The organism is Leptospira inadai serovar Lyme str. 10, assembly GCF_000243675.2.
GTDB lineage: Bacteria > Spirochaetota > Leptospiria > Leptospirales > Leptospiraceae > Leptospira_B > Leptospira_B inadai.
Genome location: NZ_AHMM02000025.1, coordinates 128,778 through 149,918, shown reverse-complemented (window position 1 = coordinate 149,918; position 21,141 = coordinate 128,778). Strand labels below are relative to the sequence as shown.

Here is a 21,141-nt window from a genome sequence, read left to right as displayed (position 1 = left end):
ATGAAAAAACTTCTACTCGCCATTACGGCACTCTCTCTTGTTGCAGCTTTTGCTCTCAGCGCGGAAGAAAAAAAAGAAGCTCCTAAAAAAGAAGAAGCTAAAAAAGAACACCACGACAAAGAGCACCACAAAAAAGAGCACCACAAAAAAGAGGAAAAGAAGTAATCCGTTAAACGGACTTCAGCCCTTCGCGCTTGATTTAAGTGTGAAGCGACAACTGGGCTGCCCGAAAGGGCGGCCCTTTTTATTTCAAGAAAGGCTTTCGGACTCGCAGTGGATCGAAAAACGTCGCTAAAACTGAGTGGGTAAAAAAAAGCCGGTCTAACGAAATAACTACGTTAGCACCGGACTTAAGTGTGAAGCGACGATAGGACCCCAAAAAAATTGGGCCCTAATTTGTATAAATGACCCCGTTTTGCAACCTGTCAGCTATTTTTTCCCGAAAACGATTTCTTTAGAGAATGACCGGAACACCGATTCCGCCTGACGCGTCATAGCTGGGAGACGAATGTTTAAAGCAACTCCGAATGAAATTTTCTTTCTCCTTTCCTTCAAAATTATATTCGAAATTAGTATAAGAATTTTCGGCCGATTTTTACTTCGTAACGGTCGAACTTGGCCCTTGATTTTTAGGTTCGAAAAAAAGCCTCCGTCCTAAGAAACCCGGAATGCATTCAAGGGATTCTGTCCAAAACAAAATCTAATAACCTGGATAAATTCACGAAAATTGGAAAATTTAGCGGATTTTTTCTGTTAAAGCGATTATATACTTAATATAACAGAAAAAAAAATTGTAAAATCTGACTCGAAACGGAAACGTTTAAAATCACCGAGGAGGAGTTTACTCACTCATCGGAACTAAGATTTAAGGAAGAACACAATGAAACGACTAGTACTCACTCTAACTGCACTCTCTTTGCTTGCAACGTTTGCGATTCACGCGCAAGAAAAGAAAGAAGCCCCAAAAAAAGAAGAAGCTAAGAAAGAAACTCACAAAGCGGAACACAATAAGAAAGAGCACAAGAAGTGATTCGGAAAGAGAATATTCTCTCTATCGATTGGATGTAAGGAAGGAATTGGATCATCCGACGCGCGGTTGGATGGTCCTTTCTATTTTGTTCCTTGACTCGATAAAATAGAGTCTTTATGGGAATGAGCGGATCGTCTTCCTAATTCCAAAGCTAATCGACCTTCCTTCATTTTGTTCGGATGAAGATAGGGTGTTTTCGTGATGACTCGAATGATTTTTTTTCCGTACTTTCGGGCAATTAGGTCCTTTAATTCCCGGGTTTCGCTGCTGATGACGCTGACGGAAGCATCGAAGGCCCGAAGCAAAGGCTGACTCGAGCTAGGTTTCCCGTTGTCGATTTCGTGAGTAATAATTCGCTTTATACTTGGATCTAAGATTAGTTCTTTAATCGGTTCAGCGTCGACTACGCCTCCGTCCAAAAACTCATCTCCGTCGATAACCGGAATTTCGAATAGTAACGGAAACGTCATCGAAGCTAAAATTAGGTCGATCGCATTCCCCTCCGTCCTGAGTTCCCGGATCCCTTTGGTTAAGTTCGAAACCGCTAAGCCTATCGGAGTAGGGAAGTCCCTCAGGTTTTTTCCCCCTATATAAGGTTCCAAAAGGTCCCGGATTCGCTTCCCGCTTAAAAACCCGGAATATTTTTTCAAACCCTTTCTAAACGGTTTTATAAATTGAGAAAATAGATTCCCCTCCCAGAAGTCCTTTTTCTTTAAAGTGAGGATAAACCGGGTGATTTCTTCCGGTGGAATTCCTGCAGCGATTAACGAACCGATCAAGGCTCCCGAGCTTGATCCGGTTATTTTTGCCGGTTTAAAGCCGATTTCCTTTAAGCCGAGGACAAAACCGGAATGGGCAAAAAAACCGAAAAACGCCGAATTCAAGGATAAAGCATCAAAGGATTTTTTGACGAGGATCGTAGGGGACTTGGCCATGGGAATGTGGTAGAAGCATGCCGTTTGCCTGTCCATATTTTATCCCCGCCGTTTTAATCGCCTATTCCGGAATTTTGAAAGACAAGAGCGATAGAAAACGACTTTTCCTCTTAGAGAAAGGGCGTAGTGATAGCGCATGGAATTTCGGACGATTTATATCACCACTAAAAACGAAGATGAGGCATTGGAAATCGGAGAGACTCTCGTAGAGGAAAGACTCGTCGCATGCGCGAATATAATCCCAAAAATCAGGTCCATTTATAGATGGCAGGGAAATATAGAAAAGGACGAGGAATCCGTATTACTCTTAAAAACCCGATCAGACTTATCCGCCAAAGTGATTTCAAGAGTTAAATCGATGCATAGTTATACCGTTCCCTGCATCGTAAGTTGGAAAATACAGGAAGGAAACGAAGAGTATTTAGAATGGATTCGGACGGAAACGATAAAATAATAGTTTCCTTTTTATCGGATTTCTTTAAACATTTGGATCGTCTCGAAGAATAAATACGATTTTCATTATATTCTTTGTGCTTAAAGGTATTCTCGGAAGGAGCGAAAAATGAACGATGCAGCGGAAAAATTTTGGCAATGGTTCGCAAAAGAACATTCTGCATATTCTAAAATAGATCGGATCGACGACGAGGATCGGGACAGACTCTTTGATGAATTGATGGATAGACTCCAGGAAGTGAACGAGGAGTTCTATTTTGAAATCGCCGGCGAGGAGAGCGGCCCCCAGGAGTTGACCATAATTACCGCCGGGGATGAGTCGCTTTACGCAGAAGCGGAGAGATTCGTCGATCTGGCTCCTCAAATTCCGGGCTGGGAAATATTCTCCTCGGACCATTCTCAATCCGAAGGATTTACGTTAAGTTACGAAGGGATCGAATTCGACTCGGAAGAAATTTGGTTTTTACCCCTCGAAAATCCCCAACAGCCCGAATCGTTCGGTTTAAAAGTATGCGTACCCGATTATGAACCCATCGCGGATCATCCAGGTTTAAGAACGGCCGTTACTATTCTTTTGGAAACGGTCCTGGGAGAGGAGGAATTCCCGAAAGAAATCCAGCATTTCGAAATAGGACCGATTCCTGACGATCCCGATGAGGAGGGTTGCATCGAATTAGCGGAACTTCCCGATTATCTAGAGTGGCGGAAAGAAAGGGAAAATGCATGAAGCTAGTTTATGCATTATTCGCCTGTTCGATCATCGTCGTTTCGTGTAAAAAAGCGAAGATCCCTGTTCTTACGGAAACGTATTCCCGGGAAGGAATTCAGTTCTCGTATCCGAAAGGCTGGCAGGTTAGTTCCGATGAGACATTTCAGGAAGGAAAAACCAGGACCCGTTTAATCAATTTGGACATGTTGAATGGAGAAGCCATCTTTCAAGTGATCGTTCTCTATTCCGAAACCGACGAATCGTTTTTTCTTTCTACGATAGATAGCATGAGAGGAAAGAAGAAAGAATTTTTTACCAGGAACAATCCGGAAACGAAAGTGATCGAGGATGGAATCGAGGCCTTGAACGAAAATCTTCCTAAGGGAGTCGTTTTAGCGGCAAGGGAAAAATACACGGTCGATTATAAAGCGGGGAAATTCACCTACTTGAATCGTTTTTATTTTTCGCAGCCTAAGGGAGTTTCCATTTTCTTTACGACTCAAACAAGCGATACTAAGGACGAGGATGACGAACCGATTTTTAGGGCCATTCTGGAGTCATTCGTCGTCGGCGCAAAGAAGAACGCAGGCTCGGTGTAAGAGCCTGCGAAGAGTTTAGTTCTAACGGAGAATCACTCCGATTGAATCACCAGAGTCGATTGTTGACTAGCGCTATGTTTTACGTTCAGAGCATAGATAAGCAAGGTCGGAACCGAATACAGCGGATCATACGTGTCCATCGCGATCGCTATTTTGTGACCTGCAGGCAAATCATAAGCTACCGCGTTTAGATCGACCGATAAATTGCGAGTTTCTCCCGGGGCCGCATCGAAGATCGTCGCCGTTCCATGCGTAATCAAAGTTCCGATTCCGGAAGTGTCTAGGTCATAAAAATAAACGTTTATATTCGCTTTTCCTAATGAAGAAGAAACAATTCCGTTCCAAAAAATCTTACCGCGAATTTTTATCGTACTGGTCAACGTATCCGACTGATAAACGATACCGTTGATTCGACTGATTAAGCCGATCGGAACCGTGACCGGTACGTCAAGATGAGCGGCTAGAATATCCGAAATGATCGGAACTCCGCTCGTCGCCAGGGTATCGGCTCCGGAGAGAATTCCGGTATTCGCGTTCGAAGTATTTTGAGTCGTTGAGATTTGTCCGTCCGTAAAAAAACCTCTCGGCTTTAAGTAGTACGTTCTTTGACTCACGGTTGGCGAAGGCCAGGAAGGAAAGGTGACCCGATCCCCGTTAAATTTCTTCTGGAAACTCACCTGAGGCTTGCTCATGATCCCGTTATTGACTCCTTTGAGCCAATAATCGAACCAATCATAGGCATTGCTCCAAACGTAGTTGGACAATCCAAGTATTCCCGGGATTTCGGCGGATGCATGAATTCCTTCGTTCAGATCCAATTTCTTAGGAACCGTTAGTTGAGAGTAGTAATCCAGAATCTCATTCGGGTTAAAGAGATCATCCTCGAAATTATTGGACATATAAACCGGTTTTCCCGCGGCATTCAGCTGTGCGATGAAATTGTCCGGAGATCTGTCCTGAGCCCAAGCGGTTACTGCGGCAATATTCGTTTGAGAGAGTAGGTTCTGGAAGTATTGGGCAATGATCGGATCCATATGCCCAAGGAAATATCCGGAACCTATGAGTAGCAGTCCCCAAACGATACGTGGAGTACTGTTTCCATAAAGGGAACGTTTTAGATCTCCCCAGCCACTCATCGCCACCGCGGTTTTGATACGAGGCTCCTGGCTTACACCGATGAGAGAAATCCCCGCACCGTAAGAGATTCCTCCGATTCCGATGTTTGCCGCATCGACGGGTGCATTCGCCAAAAGCCAATCCAAAATCGAGCTTAAATCCTGGCGATCTAAGGGACCTGCCGTATTGATTAGTCCTCCGGAAGTTCCAAATCCTCTCGTATTGTAGCTGAGGACAACGTAACCTTTTTTGGCGAGTACTGCGGCCGGAACAAGATACTCGTACTTATTTAACGCCCAACTATTTACAAAAACCACAGCAGGGTATTTTACTCCGGCGGGAGGATTCACAGGTTTAAAGATATTCGCCGTGAGAACTACTCCATCCTGTGCCGTAACTTTTATGGAATCGTCGAAAGTAAAACTTCCGTCGTTCTGTTGAGCAAAAGCCGCATTGATTTGGGAAGCAGTGTCACTGGCGCTAAACGAAGAGGGTGTAATTCCGTTAACGGAGGCCCCGTTTTGAGTCTGCTGAGAGACGCCCGGAATCAGTCCTGCCAGGAACGCTGCATTTTGTCCCGATGAATTTCCCGACTCATTTTTGCAGGAAGAAAAACCCGCAATACAAGTAAGGGAAGCTATGCAGATTCGCATAACTAATGTTCGATATCCAATTCTCATTTTCTCTTTCTCCTTAAGCTTTTTGGCCTAGGCCATTTTGATTCGCTTAATGCTGAAGGAGTATAACAGGGAAAAAATTCCGATCGTCTGAGATTTTTATTTTAGACGAATAAAAGGTCTTAATTAAGGATTTAAGACCTTTTATTAGAATTCTCTAAACGGATATGGTTTGATATAAAATAATATGCAGAGGAGAGAGGGCAGAGAGCAGAGGACTGAAGACGGAGGACAGAAGACAGAACATTGGTGAGCCGGGTTTCCATTGTTCTAGGGGAAGATTCGTGTGTTATAGTAGATCTTTCCTCAGCCTCTATTACCTTTCCAACTTTCAGAAGACAGAGGACAAAACATTGATGAACGGAGTTTCCATGTTCTAAAGAAAGATTCTTGTGTTACAGTAGATCGGTCCTCTACCTCAGCTGCTTTCCAAACCTCAAGCAGCTTCTGTCTAGCGTGAGCAAAGCGAACGCGTCTGTCCTCAGTCCTCTGTCTTCTGAGTGGGAGCTCCTACTAAATTCTTTCTGGAAAAGTTCTTGTCAGGAGGATCGTTTTGTGGTAGAGGAATTTTTCCACCGCTTCGCTCCGGCCCCCACCCAAAGGGCGGGGTTTTTTAAGTAAATTCTACTCTCCGGGGCCATGAGGTTCCCACAGATTAGGAGTTAGGAGAGGGCAGATCTCCTATCCCATGATCCTGCTGGAACTCCGAAAAAATTCACTGCATCTAAGGCCTAATACCTAAACTCTAACCACGTTTACTTGTCTTCTGTCCTCTCGTTCGAATATAGTCCCTAGGCGAAACGCCTGTGACGGATTTGAAGGCAAGATTGAATGTCGCTTTGGAATTAAAGCCCGAACGATATGCGACGGAAAGGATATTGGCTCCATTTTCCCGCTTTAAGAGTAGGATGGCTTCCTCCACACGATATCCGTTTACAAAGCGGGAAAAATTGGTTTTCCGGTGTTGGTTTAAATATTCCGATAATTGATATGGCTTGACATCTAATTTAATGGAGAGAGAGGCGAGGCTTAAATCCTCATCCAGATAAAGTTTTTCACGATTCATTAGATCGGATAAGCGAGTCCCTAAATCCTGTAGGTCCATTCCTTCCAATCTAGAATTCCTGTACGCCTCGCGAACGGATGGTCCGATTTCATGGAAAATTTGAGGAAAGCTCAATTGCGCCAGGTATCCGACTACCGCGTAGAATATAGTACTAACGGTCGCGATAAATAAAAGATCCAAATCCCGGATAATATAGGATGTGATAAGGATAGTCGTTATACTTCCGCTCCCTAGGATAATATACAGTAAAATTCTCGCACCCGCCTCCGTTTTCAAGTGTTCGAGCCGAAATAAGGTGCGGGTTTTCCACACCACAATTAAATAATATACTAAGTTAACTATATAGGCAAGAATTAGTAGGATATCCAACCAACTAGGATTTCCTTTTGCAAAGTAATCGATCGGTCTTGGCGTAAATAGCTCCGGCGATATTAGGTAAAGGAAAGGGAATCCTAGTAAAAGTAGAATGCCAGGGAGATAAAAACGGATTTCGGATCTAGACGAAGTGTATTCTTGGACCGTTACGGAGAATAAGCTATACATTCCGGGTCCTAAAACCCACGCGAAAGGAATATGCAGATGATTTAAAAACGAAGGTTCGAAATAAATCTCCTTCAGAAGAAAATATACGTAGAAAAATTGCACCGAGACACTGAAAGAAAGTAAAAAAAGAATTTTGAAAGTAACGGTTCGTTCGGGTCGAAGCAAGGCGCCTATTCCAAGAAGTAGGCAAAAGATTGCTCCGAAGAAAACTATTTCCTGGAGTAAAGGAATCACTTGTTTAGGAGATTTCTGAAATGGATAGGATGTCAACTTCTTTCAGTGTGTTTATGGATTTCCTTGTTTTTTAGAAATTCACCCTAAGTTTCTTTCAGGAAGCATCGACATTAATAATATGGCTTCCTTGCTTCGCAGTTTATTACCGTTACTGATAATGGTTCCTGTTTCCATTTTTTCGGAGGAAGCGACTCTTTTCCGATGGAAGCTTAAAACCGGGGACGACTTGGAACTAAACGAGTATCATAAAGTTCAGGCTCGCCAAGGTACTAGAATTATTCGGCGCGAAGATAAGAACAGAATCGTCTTGAGAGCCGAGAAATGCGATTCGGAAGGTTGCGAATTAGCGGGAATTTTCGATACTTATACTAAGTTTCCGCAGGTAGACCCGGCATTCTACAAGGATAGAACGTACAAAAGCAGGTTTCTTATAACGGATCTCGGCGAATACAAGGTTCCGGCAAAATATGCTATGCCGAATCTACGCTCGCTTCCTAGTTTTTCCGAGACTGCGGTCGAAAAAGGAAGCGAATGGATCAAACCGGCGACCGAGAGCTTTCAATTTTCGCAATCGAGGATAGAAATTCCGGTTCAAGCTAAGTACTCCTTTAAGGGAACCCAGGACTGGACTTACGCGAGCGAAAAAGGCCGAGCTCAGTTGATAGAATACACGTATTCGCTCTTACATGATTCGGAAGTTTCCGCGCCCGGAGTCCCTTATAAGATTTACGGATTTGCAAAGGGGCAGGTCTATTTCGACGCCGATGCGGGAATTCCCCAGTACAAGCACATTCAATTAGTTTATACCTTTCTCTATCCGAATGGGATCTCCCAGGAAATGTCTTTCGACGTTCATGGACTTTATTCAAAGCAAAGAAGTTTGAGCGAACCGGATAAGGATCAAATTGCCGAAGAAGTGAAAAAGATATTGGGACCGATCCGGGGAAAATCCTCGCAACCGGCGGGAAAGAAACCGGCTTCTAACGGAAACGGACTGCACTGGCCCGAATGGGAAGAAGGACCGGCTAAAGATCAACCGGCAAATCGCCCCCCTGTCGAAGTACGAAAATCCGAAGAGGGCGTTACGCTATCGTTGGATAATCTTTTATTCGATACGAATCGCTCCGATCTTCAGGAATCTTCCAAGGAAATAATCTCTAAGATCGCGAGCGCACTTAAAAAATATCCCGACAAGGAAATTCGCATCAGCGGTCACACGGACGATCGAGGGAGCCAGGAATATAATTTAAAACTTTCTCAAGAAAGAGCTCTTTCGGTACTACAGGAACTTCGGGATGTTCACGGTATTGAGCAGACTCGAATGTCTTATCGCGGATACGGGAAATCCAAACCGATTTCGGATAACTCATCCGAAGAAGCTAGAGCTAAGAATCGAAGGGTAGACATTACCATCGTTTTAGATTAGCGAGTAAGTATGACCGGGAAGTCGATTAACGATTTCGTATAAACGATACGAAGATTCGCTTTTTTGCAAGCGATTCGATCGGTTCTCGAATTCGATTTATTCGTGAATATATCCCCAACTTTCCAGAACTTTCCGGACTTCTTTTCCTAAAGCCGCTTGGTCGGGGGAATCGGAATTTCCGGATAGTCCGGCGTCGTTATAGATGTAAGGAACCGTCGAAGAGCGAAATTCGTACGGAAGTTTAGAAGACGCGACCGTCTCGGGGGAGGTTGCATAAACCCGATTTCCCGCCTCGGGCGAAAATCCCCATTTTCCGGATTTGTAATCCTCGAATCTGCCGTCTTTCCATAAGGAAAGTCTAAATCGAAACGTCGGCTCAACCGTATCTATTCTCAAAACGACCTCTTTTCCCGGCGGCTGAGTCACTTTTAAGGAAAGATTTCGATGCTCGGCTCGAACGGTTTCAAAAGGAGAATCGGAATAATAACGATAAATTCCGCCTTCTATAAAAAGATCGATTTTACGAACGATCGCTTTCTCCGAGGCGGGTAATTTTAGGACAAATGAATTCTTTTTCAAACTATTGGAAGCCAGAAGAGCTCTCGCTTTTTCCAGTAACGGAGATTTTTCCGGAGCGAGATTCTTCATCTCATGAGGATCCGCGGTAAGATCGTAAAGTTCTTCCGGCATAGAATGGGGAGCTCCTTCTCTCGTTCGACGAACGGTATCGTAGCCCGGATATCTGCGTATTAGTTTTAATTCATTCGTTCGGATCGATTCCGAAAATCGTCCTTCCGTATAAACGACTTCTTCGAAGTCCGCTCCCTTCTCTCCGAACATCGCCGAAGAATAATCGGTACCGGAGCAGGAACTTTCGGGACAGGGAAATCCCATTGCGCCCACTAACGTCGGGAATAAGGAGAGTAGAGAGACCTGTTTTTCGAATTTCCACTTCTTGATACGAGACTTATACGATTCGGGAGGATGTAAAATCCAGGGAACACGTATTTCCTCTTCGTAATGACTTTCTCCATGGGCATGAAGATTTTCGGCTACGAAATGATGGTGATAATAATGTTCCATCTCCTGTAGTTCTCCGTGATCCGCGACGACGGCGATCCAGGTCTTATCATAAACGCCGTTTCTCTTGGCTTCGTCTAGAATCTTACCGATTACTTCGTCAGTATATAATATTTCTGCCATGTATTTTCGAACGAAAGGATCGTAACGTTTCCAGACTTCGGCAGGAACGGATTTTTCCAATGCTTCCAGATATTTTCGCTCCGGTAAATACGGATAATGCGGGGTGTTAATATTTATGTGAAGAAAAAATCTCCGATTCCTATTCTCTCTCAAGAACTTTATGGATTCGTTAAGTATTAGTTCCGTATCCGCCCTATCTTTTCCGGGTTGAAACAGTCTATGAAAGCCTAAATCCACTCCGACGCCGGTATAGTCTAGTAGGAAAACATTATTCATTAAACTTGCGGTTACAAAGCCGACGTTTCTGAGGCGGTTTACGAGCGTCTCCGGATTCTTGGAATAAAAAATCTTCCTATGTAAATTCGTGGAATAGAACCAAGCGTTTCCCATTCCGAGTTCCGAAGCGATCTTGGAAGCAAAAAAGGATAACATGGACGGTTTCGTCCAATTTCCGTTGGCAAAAGCTTTTTCGAATACGATCGATTGAGATGCGAGACGATCCAACACGGGGCTAGTGGGAACAGGCGAACCTCCGAAACCGAGGCGATCCGGGCGCAAGGCGTCTACGACAATCAGGATGAGATTCTCCTTAGGGCCCCAGTCCTCGGGCGAAAGTACTTTCGAAAATAAAAGCGGTTCTCCGATAAAAACGAAGGAATCTTTTTCGGTGGGAATCCAACGAAAGCTCCAATCCGGTTTCCTCTCCGAGGTTAGTAATTTTGCGGCATTTCCTGTTAACGGAATTTTAAATTCTTTCCAAGAATCTCCTTGTCCCGAAATCGTTTCGCTAAAAACGATTTCGTTTCCGAATTTGACTTCTAATCTTCCCGAAGAGCGAATCCTTTCTCCTTTTGCCGAGAGTATAGTCGCGGAAAAGGAGAATATAATGTCGTTTTCTGATGCGAGTCTCGCTTCTTTTTTTGTAAACTCGGAAGAGATGGTACAATCTCCGCCTTCGAACAGAAAGAGGCTATCTCTGGAATCGTTCAGTAGATTTTCTTTATCTAATAATATCGTAAATTGAAGATTTCTCCATCGGTCTCGGCTCGACAGATCGGAATAACGCGCAGGATTTTTCTTATAATGAAAGGCGATCTTTTTAATTTCTTTTTCCGCATCGCCTTTGCATGCGCTTCCGGTTTTGGAGAGCGATCTCAATCCGTCCCAGACCGGTAGGTTTACACTCTCTTCTCCGAAAGATCGTGAAATGATTTTTCGACAGTTCGGAACACAAAGTAAAATTCCTAGTAGGAAAAAAACGAAACGTTGATAATATTTATTTGGAATCATGATCGGAAAACAGGTACACGATTCGCTAACCTCCTTGTCTTACAACTCGAAACCGATCGGACGAACAGTATTCGGTGAACGTTTGTTCTGAGTGGCCGGACCTTAGAAAAGAAAAAGCAATAGACCGGAAAGACTCCGAGGAAAAAATTAGGGCGGTTAAGCACCACCTCCTCTTATAGGAGGATTACGATCCAAATTAGGAAAGGATTATGGCAGAAAAAGGCATATCAAAAGACCTGATCGGCACAAAACTGGACCGCTACGAATTCGACGTAGAGCGCGGAAAAATCCGCGAATTTTGCCAGGCGATCGGAGAAACGAATCCAATTTATTTCAATGTAGAGGCCGCAAAAAAGGCCGGGTACGAAGACATTCCGGCTCCGCCGACGTACCCTACCGTAATTCAATTTTGGGGTTACCCTAAAATTTGGCAGGATATGGAAAGTATGGGAGTGGACACGTCCCGTATTCTCCATCTAAAGGAAAAATACACGTATCTCAAAACTCTCTATCCGGGTAAGGTCTCTTCACAGGGCGAATGCGTTAATGTGACCGTCGGTAAAATGGATACGATGACTTTCAAGACGACGATCCGCGATTCTAAGGGCGACGCGGTAGTCGAAGCCGAGATGTCCATTTTCATTCGTAAGCCCGAGCATTGATTGGAGGAAATCTATGAGCAAAATAGAATTTGATAAATTCGAAATCGGGCAGGAACTTCCTCCCTTAACAACGGACGTTATTACTCATGCAAATCTTGTCCGCTATGCCGGTGCAAGCGGGGACTTTAATCCGATTCATAATGATCCGGACTTTGCACGTAAGACCGGACTCGACGGAACTATCGCGCATGGGATGTTTGTTATGGCGCAAATCGGACGACTTTGCACCGCTTGGGCAGACCAGAAGCAAATCAAGGAGTTCGGCGTAACGTTTAAAGCGATGACCAAGCCGGGACAAAGATTGACATGCAGCGGTAAAATAAAACGTAAAAAAGAAGAAAACGGCGAAAAGCTATTAGTCGTGGCTGTAGAAGCGGCGGATGATTCCGGCGAAGTAAAAGCGTCCGGAGAAATGATCGTAGCCTGTTAGCAGAAGACGGAAGACAGAGGTCAGAGGGCTGAAGACAGTAGCTGCTCGAAGTCGGAAAAGTATCAGAGGTAGAGGACCGATCCACTGTAACACAAGAATCTTTCTCTAGTACGTGGAAACCTCGCTGACCAATGTTCTGTCCTCAGTCCTCAGTCCTCAGTCCTCAGTCTTCTGTCTTCTGTTTACAACTCGATCCTGAGTCGATTCGATTGCGATAATCGTAATATCATCATATCTTTGTTCATCTCCGCGAGAACGTTCCTCCATCACCACCAATTCCTCTAAAAGTTCCTGTAAATTAGAAGAGGCCATGGACGTGGCTTTGATCGCTATAGAATCCACCGTGCTCCAGCGATTTTCCTTTCTCCGATTTTCTATAAGCCCGTCCGAGAAAAGAAGAAGACGACTACCGACCGGAAACGGGAACGTATTGAACTGAATTTCCAAATCATCGAATAATCCGAGAATCGGACCGGTCTTATGTAGGAGTTCGTAGGTCCCGTCGGGTTTGATCAGAACTTGATCGGGATGTCCTGCGGATGCGTAAAGAAGTTCGTTCTTTTCCAAAAAGATATCCGCGACAAAGCAGGGAAAGATACTTTCGAGCGTATCGAACTTTCGTAAAAATCTTCCGTTCAATTCCTTCAGGACCTGCGTTGGGCAATCCAATTTCTTGAGTTCCTCATACTCGGTCTTCAGTGCCATGGTCATTAAGCTGGCCTGCACCCCGTGGCCTACCGCATCTGCCAGTAGAACCCTAATTTTTCCCGGCTTAACTTCGGAAATGTCGAGAAAGTCCCCGCCGACTTTCTCCAAAGGTTTATATACGTATTCGAAACGAATTCCCGAGATCTCCCGATCAGGCGGGGTGAGAATCTTTCTTTGAACGTTTTGCGCGATCTCTAGTTCGCGATTGATTTGTTGGAGGGTATCGTTAAGAGTTTTTGTTCTGTCTTCGACCTTTTGAACGAGTTTTTCCTTCATCTCGAATAATTCCAAGTTCATCGTCTGAAGGTCTTCGGTCAGGACTTTAGCTTCCTTATACTTGGATGATCTGTCCGACGCGATTACTAAGGATTGCAAGAAAACGAAGAATACTAGCGCGAAATGCGAAACTTCGTACGAAGAGACCTTTAACACGTAAGTATAAAATAAATCGATACCGATTCCTAAAAATAGTAGACCGGTTCCGTAAAGAATGTACGCCGAGTTGCTTTCCTTATCGAAATCGATCGTATAAATCACATACAAAACGTATAATATGGTAAATCCCATAAATATATGGAAATACATTATCTTTTCGCTGTTAAACGCCAAGGATCCGAAGAGAGTCGCGACGGTAAAGATTGCGGAAATCGCGATCGAGACCCTGACGAATGTTTTCGAAACGTAAGGTTCGAAGGTCGTCCAAAAGAACAATAAATAAAAAGGAACGCTTACGATTAAAGGAATCTGATCCAGCATTTGAATCGCAGGCTGCGGTAGGGAGGGAAAAAATTCCATTAGAAGTTTCGCATTCGTTACTAAGGTTCGTATACTGATAACCAAACTCATAAAACCGAAATAAAGAGGGGCCGTACTGGATCGCAAATAGAGATATAGGGAAATATGATAAAGTCCCATGATTAAGAGGCTAGCGAATGCGAATATATCGGAAAAAATCGTTCGAGTTCGATAGCCTTGCATGACTTCCGACGGACCGATACGAACGGGAGATATGATCCCTCCTTGTCTGGAATAATTATTGGAAACGAAAATTTCCAGGGAAACTACGTTAGAGGGAGGAATGAACGAAAAAAACTTGGGCTGAACTCTAGGTATCGTCTCTTTTGGGGAAGGCGAGGGAGTTCCCGATTCTCCCAGGATATTTCCGTCGATATAAAGTCTATAAGAGGTCAGGATGGAACCGAGTCCGATCGTCAAAACTTTCCCGACCCATACGTCCGGGATTAAAATTCGCAGCCGATAGGTTCCGTATCCCAGTTTTTCATAAGAAGAATGAATTTCCGTTTCGCGATTCCAGGCACCTGGTACGGTAATCTTGCTACGGAATGTCTCCAAAACCTTCCCAGCTTCCTGGCTCCAAAAAAATTCCCATTCGCCGGAAAGATCGACAGGGCCGGAAGATGCATCATGGATACCTCGGAGATCGATACTGCCCTGGTATGCACGTATATTTTCTTCCTTATGCGACGGAGTCAGCGTAAGAAGAAAAATTAGGAATCCGACCGGCCCTAATAAAAAGAATAAATACTTAGATATGTGCATGAGGTATGAGTACCCAGAGCCATCCTCTGTTTCCTATCGAGAATGAGTCAACCTTTCTCCACCTAACATGGATATAGGCTCGCTCTCGAAAGGAAAGAAATTATTGCTAAATCCTATTTTTATACAAAGATCTTGAGAATCTTTTACATCCGGAATTTTATGAATTTTATTTTCAATTGAGTGTCTGATCCAAGTTTAATAGACGGAGGTATAAGACACTTTGTCGTTCGCAAAGTTTCACTAAGAGAGGAGACGTTTTTTTTTAGAGTTTTAATACTATAAATTATGGAAAAAACCGTGGAAAGATGACACCGTATGATAGTTTTCGGAGAGATTTGAGGCAGAATGGGAAATAACGTAAAACGAAAAATTGGACTAGCGCTCGGAAGCGGTTCCGCTCGGGGTTGGTCGCATATCGGAGTGATACAGGAGCTTGAAAATCTCGGAATTCGGCCGGATATCATCTGTGGGACCTCCATCGGTTCACTGGTCGGTGCGTTCTATTCTGCGGGAAAGCTCCCTGCCCTCGAAAGTTGGGTCGAAAGCCTGGAATGGAAGGATATCCTGGGTTTTATGGATTGGACATTCGGTGGTGGATTAATTCGAGGAAAGAAACTCTTCGATTTTTTTGCCCAGGAATTCCGCGATGCAGAGATTCATGAATTGACTCTTCCCTATGGTGCCGTTGCGGCAGATCTTGATACCGGAATTGAGGTTTGGATTCGAGACGGTTCCATCTTCGAAGCCGTTCGGGCCTCGATTTCTTTACCCGGTATTTTTACCCCGGTGCTAAAAGACGGACGCTGGCTCGTAGACGGGGGCCTAGTAAATCCCGTTCCAGTTTCTCTCTGCAGAGCAATGGGGGCCGATTATGTCATTGCCGTTGATTTAAATCAGGATCTTTTGGAAAAGAGAGAAGAAGAAGATAAAAAAGAAATTTCTACCGACCAGATGTCTCGTTGGCGATCCTGGACTTCTAAATTTTGGGGAAGCGATTTGGACGAGCGCCTCAAAGATGAAAAGGATGAAAAACCCGGGATTATGGAAGTGGTATCCAAAAGCATAAACATCATGCAAATCCGCATTACTCGGAGTCGGATGGCCGGGGATCCCCCCGATATTTTGCTCGCCCCTCGTTTGCGTTATATCGGATTGATGGAATTTCATAGAGGAAAGGAAGCGATCGCCGAGGGACGGGACATCGTCAGAAAAATGGCTCCAGCTTTAATCATTCCGAAATGAAGTTCGCGATTTAGGGATTGCCACAGAAACCGGGAAGAATAGAATCTCAGATGAACTCCAATCCATTCGATGCCGAAACGAATCAAGACGATACTAATACGACTTTCATGAACAAGTTACCAATAATCTCTCTCCTTTGCTTATGGTTTCTTTTTTCGACTTGTACGGATAAAGAGGATCCCCCAATTCTAGAAATCAGGGATTTATTGGACTCCGCACATATAGGAGAATCGATCGAAAAGGCTAAGGTGCATGCGGAGCGGTCCGGAAAGACGGATCAAATACATTATCTTCGCGGTTGGATTCAGTATTTAAGAAAAGACGACGATCAGGCTGAAAAAGAATATAAGCTTTGTCTAAAGGAAAATCCGGATTCCTACGACTGCCTTCGGGGGATAGGATTGATTCTGCAACAACGGAAACAGTATGCTAAGGCGGAATCGAGTTTTCAAAAAGCATTAAGTGCCGCCGAAGAGCAAAAAGATTTCGAAGCGGCATCCATCTTACGAGTGGATTCCGGAAACCTATTACTTCGGCAAAATCGACGTTCCGAAGCGATACTAGAATATAAAAAATCATTGGAAGCGAAGCGGGATGGTTCCGCTTATTTCGGTCTTGGATTGACCGCTCTTTTACAGGGTGATCGAAGATCGTCCAAAGATTATCTGGAGAAGGGTTTAAAGACTCCTTATAGAGACCTCATACTAAAAGCGGAAACGTATTATTTATTGGCGAAATTGCAATTTGAATGGGAAAAAAATCCGGGAGCAGCGGCTGTATCGGCAAAGAAAGCCTTCGAATTGTTTCCCGCGAAGAAAGAATATGCAAAGGCGTGGGAGCAATACTCGAAAGCAGCTTCCAAGCTCCCATAACGTAGGAAAATAATGAAATATTTAGCCGCATTGGCGCGAATCGTACATAAACAAATTATACTTCCCTTTCAAGAGTCTCACGCTCCTGTCAGTGAGGTCAGCCTTGGAACTTCAATCGGTTTAATTTGGTCTATGACTCCTCTGATCGGGATCCAAATGTATCTGGGTTTTGCGACCTGGGTTATTTTACGGATTTTTCGAATTCGTTTTTATTTACCGATTGCAATCGCGATGATTTGGATCACGAACCCGGTGACTCTTCCTTTTTTTTATTATATATTTTATATATTAGGCAAATACTCTCTGATGGCATTCGGAATCGCGTCCGTCGAACTGGATTTTAATGTTATATACGAAGTGATGGCCAAATCCGAATCTATGGACTTCCTTTCCGGTTTATGGTATTGGTCGATATTTCTGTTGGATAGGATGGGACTCCCTATGTTTGTGGGCGGTTTCGTGGTGGGCCTGCCTTCTGCGATTATCGGATATCCTCTTACGTACCGACTCTTGAACTCGTATCGTTCGACACTTGCGGAAAAAGAAGGAATCACACTCAGGGAATGGGAAGAACGTCACGTAAGAAAGGACATCGGCCTTTTTTCCGCTAGACCGTCCTTGAATCAGAAAGAAGGGATTTAATTTTTTTTTAAAATTTTAATCCTAGTCTTGCGATCAGAGTTTCGGGAGTGTATTGCAAGGATTTCGGATTTTTTTCGGCCTCGCGAACGAGAGCGACGATAGCCCTATTAATCGGAGCACCGTGACCGACTTTATCCGCCAACCTTAATATCTCTCCGTTTAACGTATCGATTTCGGTTGGTCGTCCTTGATTTAGATCTTCCCACATGGAAGAGCGAGCTTCGGGATCTATTTTTACCAAACTGGAAGCGGCTCTGAAAAAAAGCCAATCAGGTAATTTTAATATTATCGGAGCGAGCTGAGGTATCATTTTTCCCGCTCTGCTCGGTCTTATTCCTGCGAGTTTCAGGACTTCAAAACCTTCGGAAATCATTGCGGCAAGAATCCTGCGATATCCGCGTAAAGAAAGTTCCTCCCGTAGCGGAATCCCGGAAAGTGCGTTTAGGCTATTATTTAGATTGATGAGAAGTTTTCCCCAAAGAACTCCATCCATATTGGGATGGGTAGCCGCGGACAGGCCCGCGGTCCTGAGATAATCTACGATTTTTTTCCCGTATTGATTTTCCTGAACGACCAGGTCTCCACTTGTTCCTCTATGAAACTGTCCTTTTCCTTTTGCGATCACGTTGAAAGGAACCATTCCTGCGAGAATTCTTTCTCCCAGGTGCGGAATCGATTCGTAAAGCAATGACTTGTTTTTTACGCCGTTTTGAAAGCTAACTATGATCGCTTTTTCCTTTTCCGCGGAAGATAGATGCTTATTTAAGGCTTGGCCTAATTCTTTCGTATCTCTGCTTTTAACGGTCACAAAGAAGATGGAAGCACCTCGAACTTCCTTTAGGTCGGTCGCATATTCGATCTTATTAGGCGGAATGGAAAAAAACTTTCCCGTAAAATCGGAAATTCCAAGACCGAATAACTGAATTTCCTTTCGATTGCGTTCTCTTCCCACAAAGACGACCGGAAATCCTGCGTTGACCAAATGTGCTCCGATGTACGTTCCGATGTTTCCTGAGCCCAGAATCGCAAATTTAGCGGAATCTTCTTGCATAAGCGGATAAGATTTATTCTAAAACGGGAAAAACCAAGTAAAAATAAAAAAACCGAGAGCCCTTTCGGAAACTCTCGGTTTTACTTATAAGAATTCTAACTAAACGATTATTGATTAGATTTCGCGTTTTGAGCCATTTTTAAGAAATAACCCTCAACATCATACCAAGTCTTACCTGAATTCAGAGTATTGGAGGCTTCTAAGTGGTCGACCCCGGTTGTCAGAATTCCGTAACTTGGTCCTCCGTTAAATGTTCCCCATTGAAGTGAGGAATAAGGAACGAGACCGTCGCAGGTTGCCCCTTGTCCATTGAACAAACCGCCAGCAGCGCAGGCAGGTTGTAGAATACCCATTAACGGGTGTTGGATCAGGTCAGGAATGGTGATATAAGATCCGTAAGAATAATATTTCACCGCGGCAGAATTCGGTGTACGGGTATTGAAGGCCGCCGTTCCCGAAGTAGTCAAAGATCCTAAAGCAGCGAGCGCATTTTGTTGTCCGCCGCCATAGACCAATTGTACCACAACGCCTAAAACCGCATTAACGAAGGGTTTAATCCAATCAGGTAGAACTGTGTTGATTATGTCCGCAATCGGAGATCCACGGTGGGGAGTGTTCAACGTGGTCAGAGTGGATACTTTAGAAGAAAGACCCAGGTTAGAAATAGCATAGCGGCTATCCAGTCCACCTTGGGAGTGACCTAAAATATGAACTTTTGAGAACCCGTTGGCCGCCATATATACATTGATTTTGTTGGCTAACTCGACTCCGCGGGTTTCGTTCGATTGTGCCGCAGTTTTTGTCGGAGCATATACCGTTGCGCCTTGTGAGGTTAGATAAGAATCCATTCCTCCCCAATAGCTGATGATGCTGATTATGCCTGATGAATCGGTTCCCCAGCCAAAAAGACCGTGGGAAAGGATAATCGGATAGGCCCCAGCGAGTGGTTTGGAAGATGATCCTCCGCCTGACGCGAACAACGAGCCGCTAAAAATAAACAGGATCAATACTGATAGTCCTAGTTTACGCATGGAATGTTACCTCTTTTCTCTTCACTATTCTCTGTGTCTCAAATTGAGATTCGCTTTGTGTTTCTTGTTCGCTTTTTCTATGTATCACTCGATATAGACCGAGGGATTTACTCTAATCTGATCCCTGAGATTGTCAAGAGAAAACGTTCGAAAAAAACTCCTTAAATAATACGTTTGATATGAAACTAATTTATTATGCTAACAATCGTTATATAAAAATGCATTCTAAGTTTTGAGAAAGGGCGATTTAAAAGCATTTGCGGAATTTAAAAGTTCCAAGATTGGCCCTCTTACTTACTGTCTTTTTCTCTTATTTACTAATTATATTTCTGTGCAGAGGACAGAGGACAGAGGACAGAGGACAGAGGACAGAGGACAGAGGACAGAGGACAGAGGACAGAGGACAGACAATTATTCCTATTTCCCTGACAACAATTTTTTTAAAAGCGAATTATGTTGGAACTCCCATGCAGCGGATGGAAGACTGAAGACAGAACATTGATAAGCGACGTTTCCACGTACTATAGAAAGATTTTTATGCTAAGAGTGGATTTTCCCCCTTCCTCTATTACTTTTCCAACCTCGAGCAGCTTCTGTCCTCACTCATCTGCAGAATCGAATGGGTCCATCTGTTTACGAAATTCGAATGACGATCTTTCCGAAATGACTTCCTTTTTTAAGAATGTCTAATGCTTCTCCGAATTCTTGAATCGGAAATACGGAATCTATTACGGGGCGCAGTTCTACGTTTTGAATCGCGCGATTCATCTCTAAAAAAGCTTTTCGATGTCCGACTACGATTCCTTGGACTTTGATTTGATTCATAACAAGTGGCAGAAGATTCAAATCCTTACTAGAGCCTGCAAGAATGCCGATTAAGTGAATCGTGCCGAATCGTTTAACGGCTTTCAAAGACTGCTCTAATGTTCCTGCCCCTCCCACTTCGACAACATGATCGACGCCTTCTCCCTCGGTTAGATCTCGAATCGCTTCTCCCCAGTTAGGAAGTTCCTTATAATTGATTCCGTAGTCTGCTCCTAACGTTTTTCCCCGAGCTAGTTTTTCCTCGGAAGAAGATGTCAAATAGACTGTCGCACCGATCATCTTTGCGAATTGCAATGCAAATAGGGAAACTCCTCCGGTTCCTTGTACTAAAACCGATTGGCCCGGCTTCACGTTATTTTCTACGAAGAAGGAGGACCAGGCGGTTAAGGCGGCACAGGGTAGAGTTGCGGCTTCCTCAAAGCTAAGATGCGAGGGCATCGGAACGATTCCGGATACCGGTAAAATTGCATATTCGCGAAGGGTTCCGTCTAAAGGACCGCCTAACGTAGTTCGAAGTTCTCTCTTTGTAGCGGGACCGCTGATCCAATACGGTGCAAACGTCGCGTTGATCTTATCTCCGACTTTAAATTCCGTAACGTTTTCTCCGACTTCTGCGATTTCTCCGGCGCCGTCGCTGCAGGGGATCATGGGTACGGGGAATTTAGGATTGTATTTGCCTTCGATCACCAAGTAGTCTCTAAAGTTTAAGGAGGCTGCCCGGAATCGGACCAACACTTCTCCTGGACCCGGTCTTTCCGGATCCGGTATTTCTACGAGAGAAAGGTTTTCTTTGCCAAAGGAAGAGAGACGAATTGCCTTCATGGTCGGTTTTATGCG

Annotated in this window: 19 protein-coding genes; 11 read left to right on the top strand and 8 right to left on the bottom strand. The window is 44.1% G+C overall.

Annotated features, from left to right (window positions below; all coding sequences use genetic code 11):
- Both LEP1GSC047_RS21915 and LEP1GSC047_RS21910 read left to right on the top strand, forming a co-directional pair.
- Entirely contained in the window at positions 1-165 is a 165-nt protein-coding gene (locus tag LEP1GSC047_RS21915; protein ID WP_020989161.1) for a hypothetical protein, read from the top strand.
- 715 nt (positions 166-880) lie between these two features.
- Positions 881-1,030, top strand: a complete 150-nt coding sequence (locus tag LEP1GSC047_RS21910) for a hypothetical protein (RefSeq protein ID WP_020989067.1) — start codon at positions 881-883, stop codon at positions 1,028-1,030.
- An 80-nt stretch (positions 1,031-1,110) separates the two neighbouring features.
- Here LEP1GSC047_RS21910 and LEP1GSC047_RS16490 read toward each other — a convergent pair whose 3' ends face one another.
- Positions 1,111-2,001 carry a patatin-like phospholipase family protein gene (locus LEP1GSC047_RS16490; RefSeq protein ID WP_010417237.1) on the bottom strand — a complete coding sequence of 297 codons (891 nt, stop codon included), beginning with the start codon at positions 1,999-2,001 and terminating at the stop codon, positions 1,111-1,113.
- Between the two features lie 100 nt (positions 2,002-2,101).
- Between LEP1GSC047_RS16490 and cutA the strand changes: the two genes are divergently transcribed.
- The 3 genes from cutA to LEP1GSC047_RS16475 all read left to right on the top strand — a co-directional run bounded on the left by cutA (position 2,102) and on the right by LEP1GSC047_RS16475 (position 3,726).
- A complete protein-coding gene (gene cutA, locus LEP1GSC047_RS16485) occupies positions 2,102-2,419 on the top strand; it encodes a divalent-cation tolerance protein CutA (RefSeq protein WP_010417240.1) in 318 nt (105 codons plus the stop codon).
- Between the two features lie 108 nt (positions 2,420-2,527).
- On the top strand, positions 2,528-3,145 hold the full coding sequence (locus LEP1GSC047_RS16480) for a hypothetical protein (RefSeq protein WP_010417242.1): 618 nt from the start codon (positions 2,528-2,530) through the stop codon (positions 3,143-3,145).
- Positions 3,142-3,726 (top strand): hypothetical protein, encoded by a 585-nt coding sequence (locus LEP1GSC047_RS16475; RefSeq protein WP_010417244.1) that lies wholly within the window; start codon positions 3,142-3,144, stop codon positions 3,724-3,726. Before LEP1GSC047_RS16480 ends, LEP1GSC047_RS16475 begins: the two co-directional genes overlap by 4 nt.
- A gap of 32 nt (positions 3,727-3,758) precedes the next feature.
- Here LEP1GSC047_RS16475 and LEP1GSC047_RS16470 read toward each other — a convergent pair whose 3' ends face one another.
- Together LEP1GSC047_RS16470 and LEP1GSC047_RS16465 are read right to left on the bottom strand one after the other, a co-directional pair.
- Positions 3,759-5,522, bottom strand: coding sequence for an alpha/beta fold hydrolase (locus tag LEP1GSC047_RS16470; RefSeq protein WP_010417246.1), 1,764 nt, complete (start codon positions 5,520-5,522; stop codon positions 3,759-3,761).
- A 742-nt stretch (positions 5,523-6,264) separates the two neighbouring features.
- On the bottom strand, positions 6,265-7,362 hold the full coding sequence (locus LEP1GSC047_RS16465; RefSeq protein WP_010417248.1) for a helix-turn-helix domain-containing protein: 1,098 nt from the start codon (positions 7,360-7,362) through the stop codon (positions 6,265-6,267).
- Positions 7,363-7,480: 118 nt separating this feature from the next.
- Here LEP1GSC047_RS16465 and LEP1GSC047_RS16460 point away from each other — a divergent pair, with 118 nt between their 5' ends.
- Positions 7,481-8,788, top strand: a complete 1,308-nt coding sequence (locus LEP1GSC047_RS16460) for an OmpA family protein (protein WP_010417250.1) — start codon at positions 7,481-7,483, stop codon at positions 8,786-8,788.
- Between the two features lie 96 nt (positions 8,789-8,884).
- Here the strand turns inward: LEP1GSC047_RS16460 and LEP1GSC047_RS16455 are convergent, their stop codons facing one another.
- Positions 8,885-11,281, bottom strand: a complete 2,397-nt coding sequence (locus LEP1GSC047_RS16455; RefSeq protein WP_010417251.1) for a sulfatase family protein — start codon at positions 11,279-11,281, stop codon at positions 8,885-8,887.
- A gap of 209 nt (positions 11,282-11,490) precedes the next feature.
- Here LEP1GSC047_RS16455 and LEP1GSC047_RS16450 point away from each other — a divergent pair, with 209 nt between their 5' ends.
- Both LEP1GSC047_RS16450 and LEP1GSC047_RS16445 read left to right on the top strand, forming a co-directional pair.
- On the top strand, positions 11,491-11,943 hold the full coding sequence (locus LEP1GSC047_RS16450) for an FAS1-like dehydratase domain-containing protein (protein WP_010417253.1): 453 nt from the start codon (positions 11,491-11,493) through the stop codon (positions 11,941-11,943).
- A gap of 13 nt (positions 11,944-11,956) precedes the next feature.
- On the top strand, positions 11,957-12,373 hold the full coding sequence (locus LEP1GSC047_RS16445) for a MaoC family dehydratase (RefSeq protein WP_010417255.1): 417 nt from the start codon (positions 11,957-11,959) through the stop codon (positions 12,371-12,373).
- A 156-nt stretch (positions 12,374-12,529) separates the two neighbouring features.
- Here the strand turns inward: LEP1GSC047_RS16445 and LEP1GSC047_RS16440 are convergent, their stop codons facing one another.
- Positions 12,530-14,641, bottom strand: coding sequence for a SpoIIE family protein phosphatase (locus LEP1GSC047_RS16440; RefSeq protein ID WP_010417257.1), 2,112 nt, complete (start codon positions 14,639-14,641; stop codon positions 12,530-12,532).
- Between the two features lie 345 nt (positions 14,642-14,986).
- Between LEP1GSC047_RS16440 and rssA the strand changes: the two genes are divergently transcribed.
- Genes rssA through LEP1GSC047_RS16425 form a run of 3 tightly spaced genes read left to right on the top strand, consistent with a single transcriptional unit; the run spans position 14,987 to position 17,397 of the window.
- Entirely contained in the window at positions 14,987-15,883 is an 897-nt protein-coding gene (gene rssA, locus LEP1GSC047_RS16435; protein WP_010417259.1) for a patatin-like phospholipase RssA, read from the top strand.
- A 50-nt stretch (positions 15,884-15,933) separates the two neighbouring features.
- Positions 15,934-16,755, top strand: coding sequence for a tetratricopeptide repeat protein (locus LEP1GSC047_RS16430; RefSeq protein ID WP_010417261.1), 822 nt, complete (start codon positions 15,934-15,936; stop codon positions 16,753-16,755).
- Between the two features lie 12 nt (positions 16,756-16,767).
- On the top strand, positions 16,768-17,397 hold the full coding sequence (locus LEP1GSC047_RS16425) for a DUF2062 domain-containing protein (RefSeq protein ID WP_020989028.1): 630 nt from the start codon (positions 16,768-16,770) through the stop codon (positions 17,395-17,397).
- 7 nt (positions 17,398-17,404) lie between these two features.
- Here LEP1GSC047_RS16425 and LEP1GSC047_RS16420 read toward each other — a convergent pair whose 3' ends face one another.
- The 3 genes from LEP1GSC047_RS16420 to LEP1GSC047_RS16410 form a co-directional block, all read right to left on the bottom strand.
- Positions 17,405-18,448: a 2-dehydropantoate 2-reductase gene (locus LEP1GSC047_RS16420; protein WP_010417268.1), complete on the bottom strand. Its 1,044-nt coding sequence runs from the start codon at positions 18,446-18,448 to the stop codon at positions 17,405-17,407.
- A gap of 107 nt (positions 18,449-18,555) precedes the next feature.
- Positions 18,556-19,479, bottom strand: coding sequence for an esterase/lipase family protein (locus LEP1GSC047_RS16415; RefSeq protein ID WP_010417270.1), 924 nt, complete (start codon positions 19,477-19,479; stop codon positions 18,556-18,558).
- A gap of 633 nt (positions 19,480-20,112) precedes the next feature.
- Positions 20,113-21,126, bottom strand: coding sequence for a zinc-dependent alcohol dehydrogenase family protein (locus LEP1GSC047_RS16410; RefSeq protein ID WP_010417274.1), 1,014 nt, complete (start codon positions 21,124-21,126; stop codon positions 20,113-20,115).
- Positions 21,127-21,141 lie beyond the last annotated feature (15 nt).

What these genes read in the sequence shown, in the direction of transcription:
- LEP1GSC047_RS16410 (WP_010417274.1), bottom strand. Translation starts at nt 21,126, where the DNA reads ATGAAGGCAATTCGTCTCTCTTCCTTTGGCAAAGAAAACCTTTCTCTC.
- cutA (WP_010417240.1), top strand. Translation starts at nt 2,102, where the DNA reads ATGGAATTTCGGACGATTTATATCACCACTAAAAACGAAGATGAGGCA.
- LEP1GSC047_RS16445 (WP_010417255.1), top strand. Translation starts at nt 11,957, where the DNA reads ATGAGCAAAATAGAATTTGATAAATTCGAAATCGGGCAGGAACTTCCT.
- LEP1GSC047_RS16480 (WP_010417242.1), top strand. Translation starts at nt 2,528, where the DNA reads ATGAACGATGCAGCGGAAAAATTTTGGCAATGGTTCGCAAAAGAACAT.
- LEP1GSC047_RS16415 (WP_010417270.1), bottom strand. Translation starts at nt 19,479, where the DNA reads ATGCGTAAACTAGGACTATCAGTATTGATCCTGTTTATTTTTAGCGGC.
- LEP1GSC047_RS16470 (WP_010417246.1), bottom strand. Translation starts at nt 5,522, where the DNA reads ATGAGAATTGGATATCGAACATTAGTTATGCGAATCTGCATAGCTTCC.
- LEP1GSC047_RS16440 (WP_010417257.1), bottom strand. Translation starts at nt 14,641, where the DNA reads ATGCACATATCTAAGTATTTATTCTTTTTATTAGGGCCGGTCGGATTC.
- LEP1GSC047_RS16460 (WP_010417250.1), top strand. Translation starts at nt 7,481, where the DNA reads ATGGCTTCCTTGCTTCGCAGTTTATTACCGTTACTGATAATGGTTCCT.
- LEP1GSC047_RS16420 (WP_010417268.1), bottom strand. Translation starts at nt 18,448, where the DNA reads ATGCAAGAAGATTCCGCTAAATTTGCGATTCTGGGCTCAGGAAACATC.
- rssA (WP_010417259.1), top strand. Translation starts at nt 14,987, where the DNA reads ATGGGAAATAACGTAAAACGAAAAATTGGACTAGCGCTCGGAAGCGGT.
- LEP1GSC047_RS21915 (WP_020989161.1), top strand. Translation starts at nt 1, where the DNA reads ATGAAAAAACTTCTACTCGCCATTACGGCACTCTCTCTTGTTGCAGCT.
- LEP1GSC047_RS16425 (WP_020989028.1), top strand. Translation starts at nt 16,768, where the DNA reads ATGAAATATTTAGCCGCATTGGCGCGAATCGTACATAAACAAATTATA.
- LEP1GSC047_RS16450 (WP_010417253.1), top strand. Translation starts at nt 11,491, where the DNA reads ATGGCAGAAAAAGGCATATCAAAAGACCTGATCGGCACAAAACTGGAC.
- LEP1GSC047_RS16455 (WP_010417251.1), bottom strand. Translation starts at nt 11,281, where the DNA reads ATGATTCCAAATAAATATTATCAACGTTTCGTTTTTTTCCTACTAGGA.
- LEP1GSC047_RS16475 (WP_010417244.1), top strand. Translation starts at nt 3,142, where the DNA reads ATGAAGCTAGTTTATGCATTATTCGCCTGTTCGATCATCGTCGTTTCG.
- LEP1GSC047_RS16490 (WP_010417237.1), bottom strand. Translation starts at nt 2,001, where the DNA reads ATGGACAGGCAAACGGCATGCTTCTACCACATTCCCATGGCCAAGTCC.
- LEP1GSC047_RS21910 (WP_020989067.1), top strand. Translation starts at nt 881, where the DNA reads ATGAAACGACTAGTACTCACTCTAACTGCACTCTCTTTGCTTGCAACG.
- LEP1GSC047_RS16430 (WP_010417261.1), top strand. Translation starts at nt 15,934, where the DNA reads ATGAACTCCAATCCATTCGATGCCGAAACGAATCAAGACGATACTAAT.